This window comes from Bradyrhizobium tropiciagri (assembly GCF_018130505.1).
GTDB lineage: Bacteria > Pseudomonadota > Alphaproteobacteria > Rhizobiales > Xanthobacteraceae > Bradyrhizobium > Bradyrhizobium tropiciagri_B.
Genome location: NZ_JAFCKH010000005.1, coordinates 113,039 through 130,050, shown reverse-complemented (window position 1 = coordinate 130,050; position 17,012 = coordinate 113,039). Strand labels below are relative to the sequence as shown.

Sequence of the window (17,012 nt, the reverse complement as noted above, 5' to 3'; positions counted from 1 at the left end):
TTTGAAGTGCGGCGATCATCCTCCCGCTTTTCAACGCCCGCAAGGCGGGCGGAGCGCGACGATGTCGCGATGTCGTGAGCAAGGCTGCGCAGGAACGGCCTTGCGCAACGAACGTTTCACCACGCGCGCAGATTTTGCGGTGGAGATGCCGCAGGCGCCAATGACCTGTTGAGGCAACCACGGTAACGTGATGGCAGACGTGATTTCCGAACCTGTTTTTTTGAATTAACGCATTCAGATCGCTGCGCAAATTACGCAGCTTGGGGATTGATTTGAAGCAAATGGTTGCCATCGGCGCCGTTGCGGGGACGCAGCAATGATTTCGACATGGAGCGAGTGGAAACGCTATCCGCGGCCCGGCCGCGGCGAGAATATCGAAGCACCGATCAGCCCCGGCCTCTATGAGGTCCGTTACGCCGGTACCGGGGCGCTGCATTCCTTCGAGGCGGTCGACAATGTCGCACAGGCGCTGGCGCTGCTGCAGACCGGGGCGAAATCCTGGTTCGGCCGCCGCGACCCAAAGGCGCAGGCCGATCTCGAATACCGGACCTGCGCCACATCGTCCAAGGCCGATGCGAAGGCCGCCGCCGAACGCATGATCGGCCGTCGCGAAACCTATATGAGCGGCGGCGTGGCGTGAGGTGAGATCGTCATTCCGGGGCGGCTCGCAGAGCCGAACCCGGAATCTCGAGATTCCGGGTCTGGTGCTTGCGCACCATCTCGGAATGACGGAGCACTAGCGTTGCCATGGCGATGGAGATTCAGCGTCGCATTTGCACGCAAGCAGGGTCGCGCCGGGCACCGGTGCATCGTGGCAGGTTTCCCTCTATATAAGCGGCGAATAGCCCGAAAAATTCGAGGAGCAACGCCATGACCCCGCCCGTCGCCGCACGCGCTACGCAATCCGCAGCATCCTCCCTCCAAGATCGGCTGAAGGACCCGTCGCTGCTGCGCGACCGCTGCTATATCGACGGCGCCTGGGTCGGCACCCCCGAGTTCGCCGTCAACAATCCCGCCACCGGCGTGGAACTGATCAAGATCCCGCAGCTCAGCGCGGCTGACGCGACCAATGCCGTGGAAGCCGCCCAGCGCGCGTTCCCGGCCTGGGCCAAGCTGACCGCCAAGCAGCGTTCCAACATCCTGCGCAAATGGTTCGACCTGATCATCGCCAATCGCGAGGATCTGGCGCTGATCCTGACCTCCGAGCAGGGTAAGCCGCTGGCCGAGGCGCTCGGCGAGGTCGACATCGGCGCCGCCTATGTCGAGTTCTTCGCGGAAGAGGCGCGCCGGGTCTATGGCGAGACCATCCCGACCCAGCGGCCGGACGCCCGCCTGCTCGCGATCCGCCAGCCGATCGGCGTCTGCGGCGCGATCACGCCGTGGAACTTCCCGAACTCGATGATCACGCGCAAGGTGTCGCCCGCGCTCGCCGCCGGCTGCACCGTGGTGCTCAAGCCCGCCAACGAGACGCCGCTGTCGGCGCTCGCGCTCGTCGCACTGGCCGAGAAGGCCGGCGTGCCGAAGGGCGTGTTCAACATCATCACCGGTGACGCGCCGCCGATCGGCAAGGTGCTGTGCGAGCACCCGGCGGTGCGCTTCGTCGGCTTCACGGGCTCGACCGAGGTCGGCAAGATCCTCTATCGCCAGGCATCGGTCGGCGTGAAGAAGCTCGGTCTCGAGCTGGGCGGCAACGCGCCCTTCGTGGTGTTCGACGATGCCGATATCGACGCCGCGGTCGAAGGCGCGATCGTCTCGAAGTACCGCAACATGGGCCAGACCTGCGTCTGCGCCAACCGCCTCTACGCCCAGGACAAGATCTACGACGCCTTCGTGCAGAAGCTGTCCAAGAAGGTCGCGGAGATGAAGATCGGCGACGGCACCGAGCAGGGCGTCACCCAGGGCCCGCTGATCAACATGGAAGCGATCGAGAAGGTCGAGCGCCACATTGCGGACGCGGTGAAGGGCGGCGCCAAGATCGTCACCGGCGGCAAGCGCTCCGCGCTCGGCCGCAGCTTCTTCGAGCCGACCGTGCTGTCCGATGTGCGGCCGGACGCGCTGGTTGCGCATGAGGAGACGTTCGGTCCGCTGGCGCCGGTGATCCGCTTCAAGGACGAGGCCGACGTGATCGCGATGTGCAACGCCTCGCCGTTCGGCCTCGCCTCCTACTTCTACTCGCGCGACATCGGCCGGGTCTGGCGCGTCGCCGAAGCGCTGGAGTCGGGCATGGTCGGCGTCAACTCCGGCCTGATCACGACCGAAGTCGCGCCGTTCGGCGGCGTCAAGGAATCGGGCCTCGGCCGCGAAGGCTCGCGCCACGGCATGGATGAGTATGTCGAGATCAAATACGTGATGATGGCCGGGGTCTAACCGCGCCGATCCTTCGTGGCCCGGATGCAGCGAAGCGAAATCCGGGACAGACGACGTGGAACGAGCTCCCCGGATTTCGCTTCGCGGCATCCGGGCTACGCAGCCTGACATACTCCTTGAAGTTTCCGCCCAATCTGGTCTCTACTTACAGGACCCTTGGGGCACGACATGTCGGCGCAGCAATATTCCCGTCGCAAGGCTCTTTCATCGCTGGCTGCTACAGTCGCCTGTGCGTTGGGCGGCCCCATCCCCGCAACCGCGGAACCAGTTTCCTCCCGCGCGACGCAAGACTGCGCCGGTCCGATTTTCTCCACAACAGGTCCAAACGCCGAGCTTTACGGCGCAAAAGATGGCTATCCTCTTCCCGACATTGCGGAGGCGCGGAGGCAAGGCGGCCCTTGGGAGCCAAGATACCGTGTCGGCGCATTCACCCATATCGATCGTATCTATCCAACACGGCTCATCGAGCGAGCTGTGACGTCTTGGAAGTTCAGATGCTCAAGAGCAGAGGTTTACTACAATTTTCAGGGAAGCAAGTTTTCGCCCCTCGACTACATGTCGCGCAATCCGGTCACTGGTCTACTGATCGCCAAGGACGACCAGATTATCTTCGAGCGCTATCAGTACGCGCGAACTGATCGAGATCGGTTCGTATCCCAGTCGATGGTCAAGTCGATAACCGGACTGTTGATCGGGATCGCCATCTCTGAAGGTGCGATTAAGTCGGTCGATGATATCCCCGAAACTTATGTGCCGGGCTTCATGGGCACCGAGTACGGCAGGACGCCAATCCGCGATCTGCTGCACATGTCCTCAGGCGTCGATTTCGGTGAAACGAGAGACGGAGGACGCGACCTCAATCGCCTGTGGAACGGCATGGGGATCGCGTTCCCGGAATGGAAGATGGGCACGGTTAAGAGCATCGTGCAATTCAATCAGCGTATCGCCCCATCGGGAACGAGATTTTACTACGCCAGCATAGAAGCCGACGTGCTCGGCATGGTGCTTCAGAGTGCTGTCAACAAGTCAGCGTCCGACTATCTGCGCGAGAAACTATGGGAGCCGATCGGCGCGGAAGCGGATGCTAATTGGTTGATAGACGCAGAAGGATTTGAACTGGGGCACTTCGGCTTCAATGCCGTTCTGCGCGATTACGCCCGGCTTGGGCGTTTGCTGGCGCATGATGGCGCATGGGATGGCAAGCAGATCGTTCCGGCGCAATGGATGATCGATGCAACAACCGTTCGAGCTTCGGATGGCTATCTGCTACCGGGCGCGGCGACGAAAAGATTTGGCTACGGTTATCTCTTGTGGCTGTTTCCCGGTGAGCGGCGACAGTTCGCGTTGTTAGGATACAAGGGCCAGTATGTTTGCGTTGATCCGACCTCAAAGGTTGTCATGGTGCACACTGCAATTGAGGACCCGGTACATCGAGACGAGCCATGGGTCCTGTGGTCGGCACTGGTCGATCAGCTAGGCTGACAACAGCTCGGGACAAACGCGACAGGTCGACCGCTTCGGGTCAATCGCTACTACCCCATTCCGGCACTCATGTCCGGATTCGCCAACAGCGGACGATCGCGGCATCCGAGGCCTCCCGGACTGGCCGCCGACGGCAGCCGAGCGCGCCCTTGAGTCAGCTCATCTAACCCGCTCTGATTGAATGTTGAATCAGGCCGGGCTTTTTGCTGGCGTCACACGCCCTTGTCGTTCGGCTTCGCGACCGCATCCTTCAGCGGTGCCGTCATCGGGAAATTCAGGTTGACGTTCTTGGGCGGAATCGGGCGCATGAACCATTTCGCGTAGAGCTCCGCGAACGCATTGTCCTTCATCATCGCCGTCAGCGTCCCGTCCACCAGCGCCTTGAACTCCGGATCGCCCTTGCGGATGATCAGCCCGTAGGGCTCGGTGCGCAGGCTGTCGTCGATGATGCGCCAGTCGGCGGGGTTGGCGCTGCCCGCGATCAGGCTGGCGAGCAGGATGTCGTCCATGACGAAGGCGTCGCTGCGTCCGGTGGTCAGCGCCAGGAACGATGCGGCGTGATCGGCGGTCAGGATGTTCTTGGTCTGGAAATTCTTCTCCTGGGCGCGCGCCGTCAGCAGTCCGATCGAGGTCGAGCCCGAGGTCAGCGACACCGGCCGGCCATTGAGGTCTTCGAAGGTCTTGATCGGCGAATCCTTGCGCACCACGGCGCGGATGCTCGACACGAAGATGGTGTTGCTGAAGGCGACCACCTTCTGCCGCTCCAGCGTGTTGGTGGCCGGACCGCAGACGATGTCGATGGTGCCGTTCTCGATTAGCGGTATCTGGGTAGAGAGTTGGATCGGCTGCAGCCTGGTCTGCAGCGACGGCAGCTTGAGCTCGGCCTTCACGGCATCGACGATCCGCCCACAGAGGTCCATCGCAAAGCCGACCGGCTTCTGGCTGTCGTCGAGATAGGAGAACGGGACCGAGATATCGCGGTGGCCGAGCCGGATCTCGCCGGCGTCCTTGATCTTGGCCAGCGTGCCGCCGGGCGACTGGGCGTGGGCCGGAGCAACCGCGAGAGCGGCAAGAAATGTCAGTAGAATCAAATGTTTCGCGGCTTGTTTCATCGAATGCTCCGTCGCGCGACAGGAATCGGATACAATGTATCCAGATTTTATACACAGCATTGCATAATCGGCAAATCGATTTTATACAATCATGATACCACTGGATACCTTGGCGCGAGGGAGTAGCCGGATGGAACCTGGAACCGCCGTCAGCAGTCGACCCGCCGGAGCCCACGGCTCCGCGCCGGAGGCCGTGCGCGAGGCCCTGCGGGCCGCGATCAGCTCAGGCGAACTCGCCCCTGGTATCCAGTTACGGCAGGACGAGCTCGCCGAACGGTTCGGCACCAGCCGTATCCCGGTGCGCGAGGCGCTGCGACAGCTCGAGGCCGAAGGCTTCGTGACCTTCCTGCCCAACCGCGGCGCCGTGGTCTCCGACCTGTCCATCGACGAGGTGATCGAGCTGCTCGAGATCCGCATCGCGCTCGAATGCCACGCCCTGCGGCTGGCGATCCCGGCGATGGGCGAGATCGATCTCGACGAAGCCACGAAAATCCTCCGTGCCTACGACGCCGCGCCCGATCCGGCGCAATGGGGTGCCTTCAACTGGAAATTCCACGCCACGCTCTACGCGCCGTGCAACCGCCCCCGCCTGCTCGGGATGATCGAGGCGAATTACGGCCATGTCAGCCGGTTCACGCGCGCGCTGGTGTCGCAGGCGACCGGCAAGGAGCGTCCGCAGCGCGAGCATTACCGGCTGCTCGAATTCTGCCGCGACGGTGAGGCCAAGAAGGCCGTGCGGCTGCTGCGCGATCATATCGAGGAGACGCAGAAGACGCTGCGATCGGCGCAGCGTCAGGCGTTGCGGGATGCCGGCCCGGAACGCCCGGTCTGATCGACGGCCAAATTAAATCATCGCGGCCCCGGCGCGGGCCGCAGGAGAGTGCGCGTGAAGACCAATGACGTCGAAATCCTGGTGATCGGTGCTGGCATCGTCGGCATCGCCACGGCCTATTACCTCGCCACCGAGCACAAGCGCTCGCGCCTTCTGATCGTCGACGAGGGACAGCCGATGGCGTTGACCTCCGCGCAGTCTGGCGAGAACTACCGCAACTGGTGGCCGCATCCGACGATGGCCGACTTCACCAACCACTCCACCGACCTGATGGAGCAGATCGCGCACGCCAGCGACAATCGCATCCACATGACGCGGCGCGGCTATCTGCTGGTGACGCGCGATGAGAAGCCGGAAGAACTCTTGCAGCAACTGCATGCCGGCTACGGCGACGCCGCCGCGAGGCTGATCCGCCTGCACGAAGGATCGAGCCGCGGCTATGTGCCGCCGCACTCGGCGGATTGGCAGACCGCGCCCGATGGCGTTGACGTCCTGCTCGGCCGTGACCTGATCCGGGCGCATTATCCGGCCTTCGACCATGAGGTTGCGACTGCGCTGCATATCCGCCGGGCCGGTGACATCAGCGGCCAGCAACTCGGCCAGTACATGCTGGAGTCGATGCGTCCGTTGGGCGCGCAATTTCAGCAGGCCAAGGTGCTCGGCATAGCCAAGGCCGATCGCTTCGCCGTCGATGTGCTCGTCGGTGGCGCAACGCAGACCATCAATGCCGATATCATCGTCAACGCCGCGGGGCCGTTTGCCGCACATGTTGCGGCGATGCACGGCGAAGATCTTCCGATCGTCAACGTGCTGCAGCAGAAGATCGCCTTCGCCGACCGCAACCGCGCCGTCGACCGCCGCATGCCGTTTGCGATCGATCTCGACGGGCAGACGCTGGCCTGGACCGATGACGAGCGCGAGGCGCTGGCCGCGGCGCCCGAGTTCGCGCGCCTGCTGCAGCCGATGCCGGGCAGTATCCATTGCCGGCCGGATGGCGGCGATCACGGCGAGTGGATCAAGCTCGGCTGGGCCTTCAACACCGAGACGACCACCGCGCCGGTCCGCGAGCCCGAGCTGAACCCGTATTTCCCCGAAGTGGTGCTGCGCGCGGCGAGCCGGCTGCAGCCGCGGCTCGCGCACTATCTCGGCGCCCTGCCGCGCGACCGCGTGCACTACGGCGGCTACTATCCGATGACGAAGGAGAACTGGCCGTTGATCGGCGCGGCGAAGACGCCCGGGGTATTCCTCGCCACCGCGCTCTCCGGCTATGGCACGATGGGCGCCTGCGCCACGGGCGATCTCTGCGCCCGCGCCGTGGTGGCGGCGCCTGTGCCGGCCTTCGCCCACAGCCTCTCGCTCGCGCGCTACGAGGACAAGGCGTTGATGGACGAACTGGAAGCCAGCGCCAGCCGCGGCTTGCTGTAAGTCTTCGTAGCCCGGATGGAGCGCAGCGAAATCCGGGGCCTCGTCATCCGCGGAGAGCGCTGTCCCGGATTGCGCTGCGCTCCATCCGGACTACGCACCTCACCCTTTCCCCTGGACGACGGTGCCTTACCGATTTCGGAATATTGGAAGAATACCCCTGAGTTGCCCGACGTGTCAAGGTGCCATGGCCAATCTCAGCAGCCCGGCTACTTTGCATGGGGTTGTTCTTCGACATTTTGCCGGCGCACCCCGTAGCCTGGATGAAGCGAAGCGAAATCCGGGGCCGCTTCATCCGCGGAGAGCGCCGTCCCGGATTACGCTACGCTCCATCCGGGCTACGCAGTGTCAGCGCCGCAGCACCGCGATCGTCCGGTTGGCAAACGCCAACCGCTCCGCCATCACCGACACGAAATAGGTCAGCAGCTTCTGGCCGAGCTGGGGATCTTCGGTCTTGATCGCGTCGAACTGGTGCGCGTTCAGCACGTAGAGCACGCTCGCCACCTCGGCCTGGATGGTGGCGCTGCGCGGGCTGCGCGAGACCAGCCCCATCTCGCCGATCGTGGTGTAGCGGCCGAGGCTGCGCACCCGCGTGGTGCGGCCGTCATCGGCGGGCACCATGACGCCGACGCGGCCGTCGAGGATGAAGTGCATGGAATCGGCAGGATCGCCGGCGCGCACGATGATCTCGTCGGTCTCGACCTCGATGCGCTGGCAGCGGCGGATCAGCTCGTCGGCACTGTGCTCGCTTTCGAGGATGCGCGTGAACCAGCTGCGCAGATCGGCCTGCTCCAGCGCCAGATCCTGATGCTGCGCGATGATGCCGTTCTCGCACCACTCCAGCGCGTGATCGAGCTCGTCGATGATGGTGACGCCTGCCGTGATGAAGTCGCTCGAGCGCAGCGCCTTCTCCGCCGTCTCCGACAGATGCACCAGCACCAGCTCGACGCCGACCTCATGCGCGCTGCGCTTGATCTGCGCGAAGCTGTAGGCTGCCGATGAATCGACGCCGGTGACGAGCTTGAAGTCGAACAGCAGGTAGCGCAGCTCGGGATTCTGCTGCAGCAGCTCCTTGACGTGCTGGTAGAGCCGGTTGGCCGAGCCGAAGAACAGATAGCTCTGCAAGGTCAGGCCGCGGATCTTGCCGCCATGCGCCAGCAGCGTGTCCTGGTCGTCGCGCGAGCGGTCGAGCGAACTACGATATTCGGAGCCGTCGAAGCTGAACTTGATCGCCTCGATCCGCGACGCCGACAAGGCAAAGGTCGCGCAGCCGATGATCACGCCGATCAGGATGCCGGGGACGAATCCCCAGGCGACGATGATGACGATAATCGCGAGCAGGGAGATATATTCGGTCTTCGACAGCCGCTTGCGCGATTCGATGATCCATTTGTGCAGCTGGTCGGCGCCGAGATAGAGCAGGAGGCCGCCGAGCACGAATTTCGGAATGAATCCGAGCAGCGGCGGCGCGACCGCGAGCATCAGCAGTGCCGCCGCCGCGGCGGTCAGGCCGGACAGGCGGCCCCGCCCGCCGGTCGAGAAATTCAGGATGGTGCGGCTGATCGAGATGCAGCCCGCATAGGAAGCCATCGCGCCGGCGAGGATGTTGGCGAGGCCGGTGACGTTGAGCTCGCGCTCCAGATTGGCCTCGCGATGCACCGCGACCTCGACGCCGGTGGTGTTGAACAGCGTCGAGGCGGCGGTGACGAACACCACGGCGACCAGATGGCCCAGCAGGTCCGGAACCATGGACCAGGGAAAGCGCCTCAGCTCGTCGGCGTGCCAGGGCAGCATCAAGGTCGCTCCCGGCGGCCGCTCGAACGTCCAGCCCAGCAGGCGGGCTTCCTCGGGCGTGATGCCGGTGATCCAGAACGCCAGATGCGCGACGATCACGCCGCCGATCAGGATGACCGGCAGGCCGAACGCCGTCCGCGAGCGGTGCCAGGTCAGATACAGCACCAGCGCCATCGCGGCGGCCGCGCTCAGTTCCAGGATGGTGACGAGGTTCGCGAACAGCGGCAGCGTGTCGAAGTGCAGGGAATTTCCGGTGATGACCCGGATCGCGCCCAGCACGATCAGAAGTCCGGTGGCGCCGAGGAAGCCGCCGACCACCGGATAAGGCACGTAACGGATCGCGCGGCCCATCCGCGTCAGTCCGAGGCCGCACATCACGAATCCGGTGATGATCGTCGACAGGCCGAGCGTGATCAGCACCGGCGCGAGCAGCGGCGCCGACGGATCGATCGCGATCATGCGCTCGACCAGCGAGGCCGCCAGGATTCCCATCACCGCAGCGGTCGAGCTGTCGGGGCCGGCAATCGCAAACGGCAGCGAGCTGCCGAGCGCGATCACGGCCGCGAGCAGCGCCGTGCTGATGAAGGTCGCCGCCACGCCATAGGACAGAAAGGGCGACAGCGGGCCGGCAAACACCAGCAGCGCATAGGACAGGCCGAACGTGATGCTGAGGACGCTTGCCGCGCTTCCACCAAGCACATCGTTGATGGCCCGCCGCGTCCGCGAGCCGAAATAGAGCGATCGGCCGATCACGAAATCAGTGCCCTGAAAATTCTGCCGTCAGTGGTAGACGACCGCGGTACGGCACGACAACAGGAATCTTGCGATCGCCTCAGCCGTGGCCGCCCTCATTGCCGAACGCGCCGTGCCGGCCGATGCCGGAGGCAAAGCGCGCCGCGCCGGACAGCGTCTCGCCCGAGGCGATCACCTCGAGCCCGCCGCGCATCTCGTTCCTGATCGCCTCTTCCTCCTCGAGATCCCATTGCCGCAGTGCCGAAAGGCGGTCGGCGCGCAGGCAGTTTTGCGGGAATTGGGCGATATCCTTCGCCAGCGCGATCGCGTGCGCGCGCGCCTCGCCCTTCGGCACCAGCCGGTTGGCAAGCCCCATGCGATGCGCCTCGGGACCGCTCACCGGGCGCCCGGTGAGGATCAGGTCGATCGCCTGCGAATGGCCGATCAGCCGCGGCAGGCGGATGGTGCCGAGATCGATCAGCGGCACGCCGAAACGGCGGCAGAACACGCCGAAGGTCGCATCCTCCGCGACGACGCGCATGTCGGCCCACAGCGCGAGCTCCATGCCGCCAGCGACCGCAAAGCCCTCGATCGCGGCGATCACCGGCTTTGACAGCCGCAGCCGGCTCGGCCCCATCGGCGCGATCGTATCGTGGCCGCCGATCTCGCGCTTCTTGTTCGGATCGCCCGCCGCCACCGCCTTGAGATCGGCGCCGGCGCAGAAATAGCCGCCGGTGCCGGTGAACACGGCAACCGACGCGCTCGCATCGGCGTCGAAAGCGAGGAACGCATCGTACAGTTTACGTGCGGTCGCGCCGTCGACGGCGTTGCGGTTGTGCGGACGGTTGATGGAGACGATGGTGATCGGCCCGTCGCGCTCGACAAGCACGGTTTCGGTGTCGGACATGGTGCGCTCCCCTTTCTCGTCTTTCCGAAGCGAGCCCGGAATGACGGGGAGAATGTTGCGCTGTTATAAGGCGGTCCGCAACGACGGCCGAAATTCCATAGGGTCGCACGCTGAGCCGTTGACCAATGCGAGGCGAGCACACTCTTTCCCCGTCATCCTGAGGAGCCGCGAAGCGGCGTCTCGAAGGATGCATCGGCCACCAGCCGGGCCGTCGACCCTTCGAGACGCGCGCGAGAGCGCGCTCCTCAGGGTGACGGTGATAGGTCGGATACGATTCGGGCGGCTAAACCTTCAGCTCCATCCCCGTGACCCGGCGATACGCTTCCAGATAACGCTTGCTCGTCGCGTCCACCACGCTCGCGGGCAGCGGCGGGGCGGGGGCGTCGCCGTTCCAGCGGCCGGCGCGGCGTTCGGTGTCGAGATAGTCGCGCAGCGGCTGCTTGTCGAAGCTCGGCTGCGGCTGGCCGGGCTTGTAGGCGTCGACCGCCCAGAAGCGCGACGAATCCGGTGTCATCACCTCGTCGATCAGGATGATGCGGCCATCCTTGTCGCGGCCGAATTCGAACTTGGTATCCGCGATGATGATGCCGCGGGCGCGGCTGGTCTGCTCGCCATAGCCGTAGACGTCGCGCGCCATCTTCTCCAGCGTCGCCGAGACATCGGCGCCGACGATCTCGCGCACGCGCGCCACCGTGATGTTCTCGTCATGACCGGTTTCGGCCTTGGTCGCCGGGCTGAAGATCGCCGGCTCGAGCTTCTGGCTCTCGACCATGCCCGCCGGCAGCTTCTCGCCCGCGAGCGTGCCATCGGCTGCATATTCCTTCCACGCCGAGCCGGAGATGTAGCCGCGGATCACGCATTCGATCGGAAACACCGTGGTCCGCTTGCACAGCATCGCGCGTCCGAGAATGTCGGCGCGATGGTCCTTCAGTGCGGGCACGTCGCGGATGATCTCGTCGGCGTCGGCGCTGATCATGTGATGTGGCACGGTGGCTTCGAGTTGCCGGAACCACCAGGCGCTGATTTGCGTCAGCACCGCGCCCTTCATCGGGATGGTTTCCGCCATCACCACGTCGAATGCCGAGATGCGGTCGGTGGTGAGCAGCAGCACGCGGTCATCGCCGACCGCGTAGATATCGCGCACCTTGCCGCTTCCGATCTTGGGCAGGGGCAGGTCGCTGGTTCGCATCGCGGTCATGGCATCGTCTTTCCGGGCGTGGTCTTTTAAAAGCGGCCGCCCGCGCACGTCGCGCGGGCGGCCGGGAATTATCACACGAAATAGCTCACTCCGGCAGCGGAATGAACTCGTGTTCGTGCGGAACCTGGGCGAACCGCCCGGTTTTCCAGTCCTGTTTGGCCTGCTCGATCCGCTCCTTCGAGGACGAGACGAAATTCCACCAGATGTGCCGGGGCCCCTCCAGCGCGTCGCCGCCGAGGAACATCATGCGCGTCGGCCGCAGCGTCTTCACGGTGATGCGGTCGCCGGGCCGGAAGATCAAAAGCCGCGGCGCCTCGTAGCGCTCGCTCGCGATCTCGACCTCGCCTTCGACGAGGTAGATCGCGCGCTCCTCGTGGTCGGGGTCGAGCGGCAGGGACGTGCCGGCCTGCGCTGTTACTTCGGTATAGAACCACGGCGACACCATGCTGACCGGCGAGGTGATCCCGAACGCCGAGCCGGCGATCACGCGCGCGGTGAAGTCGCGTTCGGAGATCATCGGCAGATCGCCCGCCGCATAATGCTGGAACGACGGCGCGATCTCTTCCTTGCCGGCGGGCAGGGCGATCCAGCTCTGCAGTCCCAGCATCTTCTGGCCGTCGCGGCGCTGCACGTCGGGGGTGCGCTCGGAATGCGCGATGCCGCGGCCCGCGGTCATCAGGTTCATCGCGCCGGGCTGGATCTCCTGGATGTTGCCCTCGCTGTCGCGATGCATGATGCTGCCGTCGAACAGATAGGTGACCGTCGCAAGCCCGATATGCGGATGCGGCCGCACGTCCATGCCCTTGCCGGCAAGGTATTGCACCGGGCCGAAATGATCGAAGAAGATGAACGGGCCGACCATCTGCCGCTTGCCGTGCGGCAGCGCGCGGCGCACCGCAAAGCCGTCGCCGAGATCGCGGGTGCGCGGCACGATGATCAGCTCCAGCGCGTCGCAGGTCCTGGGATCGCCGAGTTCGGGATCGGTGGAGGGTTGCCAGCTCATGGGAGAACTCCTTGCAGTCTTGCCGAATTGTACTCTCTTGCCGCGATCATACTCTCTATCCGTCGTCCCGGCCAAGCGAAGCGCGAGCCGAGACGACGGTGGAATGTTCGGCTCTGGCGTGCGTCTGATGACATCAGCATAATCCTGGAAACCGGAGGCGGTGATGGTTTCTCTGTTCAAGCCCGACGCAAGACTGCTGCAGGTCGATGGTCCCGTGATCGAGACCGCGCGCCTCATTCTGAGGCCGTGGCGTGCGTCGGATATCGCCGACAACACGAGGATGCTGTCCGATCCCGAGACCGCGCGCTTCATCACGCCGGATCACCAGCCGGTGACATCTGAGTTGAAGGGCTGGCGCAACGCCGCCGTGATCTCAGGGCACTGGGCGCTGCATGGTTTCGGCATGTTCGCGGTCGAGGAGAAATCCTCCGGCCGCTATATCGGCCGCGTCGGTCCATATTATCCGCCGGGCTGGTCGGGCTTTGAAGTCGGCTGGGGCATCGCCCGGGAGTGCCGCGGCCAAGGCTATGCAGTGGAGGCGGCGCGCGCCGCGATCGATTTCGTGTTCGCCAATTTCACCGTCGATCGCATCATCCATTGCATCGATCCGGACAACATCGCCTCGCAGGCGGTGGCGCAGCGGCTCGGCGCAGTGAACGAAGGGCCCGGCAAGCTCGAGGGCGATATCGTCGATATCTGGGTCACGACGCGCCAGCTTTGGCGCAGCGATCCGGCTTGAAAAACCCCGTCTGAGCGACGATTGTTCGGCTGACCCGGAGATCCTTTCGACCGATGACATTGGCCGCAACCGAACTCTGCCTGCGCGCCGCCGCCGTGACGCTGCTGCTGGTGCTTGCGGCGTCGATGTTCGCAGATTTCCGCAACGTGCTGGCGGGGCGGCTGGTGATCGCCTTCGCGCTGGGCGCGGCCGCGCATGCGGTGACCGCGTCGATCGGCGCCGGGCCGCCGGTCTCGGCCTGGCACGCGCCGCTGATCGCGCTCGCCACCGGCGACATCGTGGTGTTCTGGCTGTTCACCCGCGCGCTGTTCGATGACGCCTTCGCCCTGCGCTGGTGGCACGGCCTGATCTGGGCCGCGGTCACGGCGTTCAGCTTCGTCAATTGCATGTGGATCGCGCCGGGCGGCCACGCGCAGGCGGCGATCACCGCGGTCAATTTGCTGGTGCTCGTCTTCATTGCGCTTGCCGTGGCGCAGACCATCGGATCATGGTCGGCGGATCTGGTCGAGCGCCGCCGCCGTGTCCGGGTCTTCGTCGTCGCGGCCTCTGCGCTGTACGGCGGAATGAACGCGCTGCTGCAGATCGCCTATGCCGGCAGCCGCGTGACCGTGGAGTGGGCCAACGTGCTCAACATGGCGGTGCTCGTCGCCATCGTCGCGGCCATCACTTGGGCGATGATGCGCGTCGATGGCGCGGACCTGTTCGCCGCGCCGGCCGAGCCGGTTGTCGCCAACGTGGCGCCGGCCGCGGCGGAGGACGCCGCCGACCGCAAGCTGGTCGACGCCCTGATGCGGCTGATGGCGGATGAGCGCATCTACCGCCACGACAACATCACCATCGGCACGCTGGCGACCCGGCTGAAGATTCCCGAGTATCGCCTACGGCGGCTGATCAACCAGCGGCTCGGCTATCGCAACTTCAACGTCTTCCTCAACAACCACCGCATCGAGGAGGCCAAGGCCGCGCTCGCCGATCCCGCCCAGGCCGAAGTCCCCGTCATCACCATCGCCATGGACGCCGGCTTCCAGTCGCTCGGCCCCTTCAACCGCGCCTTCAAGGCCACGACGGGCGTGACGCCGACCGAGTATCGGAAGCTGAAGGCGAGTGCGGCGTAAGGGACGCTCCGGCGCTCGGTTCCCACCCCTTGCTCCGCTGCACCCTCTCCCCTTGTGGGAGAGGGTGGCTTCGATGCGGAAGCATCGAAGCCGGGTGAGGGGTATTTCTCCGCGGATAGAGACCCCTCATCCGTCGCGGACTGCGTCCGCGCCACCTTCTCCCACAAGGGGGGAAGGGAAGAGGCAGCATTTCGGCAAATGCATGTAACTGCACAGTAATTCCAAAATCGGCGAGGCTCGTTCAACCTTCGACCAGCCAATTTCCAAATCCGACGAGCATCTCGACGTCCCTCACGGCTTCCTCCCGCCAAGCGCCCATCGCGCCAACCGGAGGACCCCGTGACCCGTCGAAAGCTCATTCTCATCCTCGCCGCCACCACTGCGCTCAGCGCGCTGGCACTCACCGCCGCCCGCGCCCGTGACGTGCCCAAGGTCGCGACCGGCTTTCTCGCCAACATCCTGTGCTCGGAAACCTTCGTCAGCGGGCTCGAACCCGCACGGATCTTCTCCGAGACCACGGCGGCGATGCCGGGGGTGAGGCTCATCACCTGGGCGATGGATTATCAGGTCGACCGCGCGCGCAAGGATGTCACGGTCACCCTGCTCGGCCTCGGCCGCAGCCATGCCATCTACCGCGAGGGGCTCGGCTGCATGCTCGATCATGGCGTGGCGCCGGCCGATGGCCCGTTGCCGCCGGCGCGGCCGCAAGCGGCGCTGCTGCCCGAGATCGCGGGACCTTCCGTGGTCGCGCCGCAGAGCCCGCAACTCGCTGCGGCGCTCGATCGTGCCTTCGCCGAGCCGGCGGAGCCGCCGTTCCGCCGCACCCGCGCGATCGTGGTGTTGAAGGATGGCCGCATCGTCGCCGAGCGTTATGCCGACGGCGTCGGCGTCGACACGCCGCTGCTCGGCTTCTCCGCGACCAAGTCGGTGATCTCGGCGCTGACAGGCATCCTGGTGCGCGACGGCCGGCTGACGGTCGATCAGCCGGTGCCGATCGCGGCGTGGAGAAATCCGGACGACCCGCGGCACGTCATCACCGTCGATCAACTGCTGCGGCACACCGCGGGGCTCGCGATCGGCAGCTCGCTGCAGGCCTCGCTGGCCTCAGTGCTCGAGCCGGTCAACCAGATGAAGTTCATGGAGCCGGATATGGCGGCGTTCGCCGAAGGCGTTCCGCTGGAAAGCGCACCCGGCCGCGTCTGGAATTACAACGACGGCAATTTCGCCGTCCTCTCGCATCTGATCCGCAACGCGGCCGGCGGGCGGGCGGCCGACGTGATGCGTTTCGCGCGCCGCGAATTGTTCGATCCGCTCGGCATGCGCAGCGTGACGATCGAGTTCGACGCGGCGGGAACGCCGGAAGGATCGAGCCAAATGCTGGCGAGCGCGCGCGACTGGGCGCGGTTCGGCCAGCTCTACCTCGACGACGGCGTTGTCGGCGGCAAGCGCATCCTCCCCGAAGGCTGGGTGAAATATTCCGCATCGCCGACGCCGAACGCCTGGGTCGGTTACGGCGCCGGCTTCTGGACCAATCTCGGCGACAGCTTTGGCGCGAGCTACCGCAAGGAGCACGGCTGGCCGCGCGATGCGTTCTACGCCAAGGGCACGATCGGGCAGTACGTCATCATCGTGCCGTCGCAGCACCTCGTCATCGTCCGCCTCGGCCGCTCGCCCAACGCGCCGCCGGCAGCCGACGGTGTGTTCGATCTGGTCCGCGATGTCGTTGCGGCGACGTCAGGCAGCGCGAAGCTGGCGGGCGGAAATTGAGCGAAGCTCCATAGGGCGGACAACCCGCGCGATCGTGAATTGAATCCCGGTCTCAGGAATTTATTGATGCCGCGTCGCATCTTTTGAATGCGGCGCGGTTCTGCGATCGCGTCAGCAGGAGACCATCATGCCAAAGGCCTACTGGATCGTGCATGTCACGGTTCACGACGAAGCGCGCTATCCCGAATATCTGGCCGCAGCAATCCCCGTGTTCGAGAAATACGGCGCCAATTTCATCGTGCGCAACGGACCTTTTGAGGTGATGGAAGGCGCCACCCGCCAGCGCAATTTCGTCATCGAGTTCAAGGACCGCGCCACCGCGATGGAATGCTACACATGCCCCGAATACCAGGCAGCGAAAGCGATCCGGCAGAAATATTCGGATGGGGATTTTGTGATCATCGATGGCGCCGAGTAGGCGCGGCCCCATTCTCCGCTGTCATCGCCCGGCTTGACCGGGCGATCCAGTACGCCGCGGCGTCTCGGTTCAATCACAATCGTCTCTGGAATACTGGATCACCCCCGGTCAAGCCGGGTGATGA

14 protein-coding genes are annotated in these 17,012 nt (G+C 64.9%); 9 read left to right on the top strand and 5 right to left on the bottom strand.

Going from position 1 to position 17,012, the window contains the following annotated elements:
- Positions 1 to 316: 316 nt before the first annotated feature.
- The 3 genes from JQ633_RS14245 (at position 317) to JQ633_RS14235 (ending at position 3,849) form a co-directional block, all read left to right on the top strand.
- Positions 317 to 640, top strand: coding sequence for a hypothetical protein (locus JQ633_RS14245; RefSeq protein ID WP_211985674.1), 324 nt, complete (start codon positions 317 to 319; stop codon positions 638 to 640).
- A 230-nt stretch (positions 641 to 870) separates the two neighbouring features.
- On the top strand, positions 871 to 2,367 hold the full coding sequence (locus tag JQ633_RS14240; RefSeq protein WP_211985673.1) for an NAD-dependent succinate-semialdehyde dehydrogenase: 1,497 nt from the start codon (positions 871 to 873) through the stop codon (positions 2,365 to 2,367).
- 168 nt (positions 2,368 to 2,535) lie between these two features.
- A complete protein-coding gene (locus JQ633_RS14235; protein ID WP_211985672.1) occupies positions 2,536 to 3,849 on the top strand; it encodes a serine hydrolase domain-containing protein in 1,314 nt (437 codons plus the stop codon).
- A 212-nt stretch (positions 3,850 to 4,061) separates the two neighbouring features.
- On the opposite strand, the gene JQ633_RS14230 is transcribed toward JQ633_RS14235, so the two are convergent.
- The gene (locus JQ633_RS14230; RefSeq protein WP_211985671.1) at positions 4,062 to 4,961 is read right to left on the bottom strand and encodes an amino acid ABC transporter substrate-binding protein; all 900 of its coding nucleotides are present in this window, start codon (positions 4,959 to 4,961) and stop codon (positions 4,062 to 4,064) included.
- A gap of 130 nt (positions 4,962 to 5,091) precedes the next feature.
- On the opposite strand from JQ633_RS14230, the gene JQ633_RS14225 reads away from it, so the two are divergent.
- Positions 5,092 to 5,793 (top strand): GntR family transcriptional regulator, encoded by a 702-nt coding sequence (locus tag JQ633_RS14225; RefSeq protein WP_211985670.1) that lies wholly within the window; start codon positions 5,092 to 5,094, stop codon positions 5,791 to 5,793.
- Positions 5,794 to 5,847: 54 nt separating this feature from the next.
- Positions 5,848 to 7,218, top strand: coding sequence for an NAD(P)/FAD-dependent oxidoreductase (locus JQ633_RS14220; protein WP_211985669.1), 1,371 nt, complete (start codon positions 5,848 to 5,850; stop codon positions 7,216 to 7,218).
- Between the two features lie 345 nt (positions 7,219 to 7,563).
- Here JQ633_RS14220 and JQ633_RS14215 read toward each other — a convergent pair whose 3' ends face one another.
- From JQ633_RS14215 to JQ633_RS14200, 4 genes are all read right to left on the bottom strand, one after another.
- Positions 7,564 to 9,762 carry an SLC26A/SulP transporter family protein gene (locus JQ633_RS14215; protein ID WP_211985668.1) on the bottom strand — a complete coding sequence of 733 codons (2,199 nt, stop codon included), beginning with the start codon at positions 9,760 to 9,762 and terminating at the stop codon, positions 7,564 to 7,566.
- Positions 9,763 to 9,841: 79 nt separating this feature from the next.
- On the bottom strand, positions 9,842 to 10,648 hold the full coding sequence (locus JQ633_RS14210) for a crotonase/enoyl-CoA hydratase family protein (protein WP_211985667.1): 807 nt from the start codon (positions 10,646 to 10,648) through the stop codon (positions 9,842 to 9,844).
- Between the two features lie 283 nt (positions 10,649 to 10,931).
- On the bottom strand, positions 10,932 to 11,846 hold the full coding sequence (locus JQ633_RS14205) for a phosphoribosylaminoimidazolesuccinocarboxamide synthase (RefSeq protein ID WP_211985666.1): 915 nt from the start codon (positions 11,844 to 11,846) through the stop codon (positions 10,932 to 10,934).
- 85 nt (positions 11,847 to 11,931) lie between these two features.
- Entirely contained in the window at positions 11,932 to 12,849 is a 918-nt protein-coding gene (locus tag JQ633_RS14200) for a pirin family protein (protein ID WP_211985665.1), read from the bottom strand.
- 163 nt (positions 12,850 to 13,012) lie between these two features.
- Between JQ633_RS14200 and JQ633_RS14195 the strand changes: the two genes are divergently transcribed.
- The 4 genes from JQ633_RS14195 (at position 13,013) to JQ633_RS14180 (ending at position 16,888) form a co-directional block, all read left to right on the top strand.
- Positions 13,013 to 13,588, top strand: coding sequence for a GNAT family N-acetyltransferase (locus JQ633_RS14195; RefSeq protein ID WP_211985664.1), 576 nt, complete (start codon positions 13,013 to 13,015; stop codon positions 13,586 to 13,588).
- Positions 13,589 to 13,641: 53 nt separating this feature from the next.
- Positions 13,642 to 14,703, top strand: coding sequence for a helix-turn-helix domain-containing protein (locus JQ633_RS14190; protein WP_211985663.1), 1,062 nt, complete (start codon positions 13,642 to 13,644; stop codon positions 14,701 to 14,703).
- Positions 14,704 to 15,042: 339 nt separating this feature from the next.
- Positions 15,043 to 16,470, top strand: a complete 1,428-nt coding sequence (locus tag JQ633_RS14185; protein ID WP_211985662.1) for a serine hydrolase domain-containing protein — start codon at positions 15,043 to 15,045, stop codon at positions 16,468 to 16,470.
- Positions 16,471 to 16,597: 127 nt separating this feature from the next.
- The gene (locus tag JQ633_RS14180; RefSeq protein ID WP_211985661.1) at positions 16,598 to 16,888 is read left to right on the top strand and encodes a DUF1330 domain-containing protein; all 291 of its coding nucleotides are present in this window, start codon (positions 16,598 to 16,600) and stop codon (positions 16,886 to 16,888) included.
- Positions 16,889 to 17,012 lie beyond the last annotated feature (124 nt).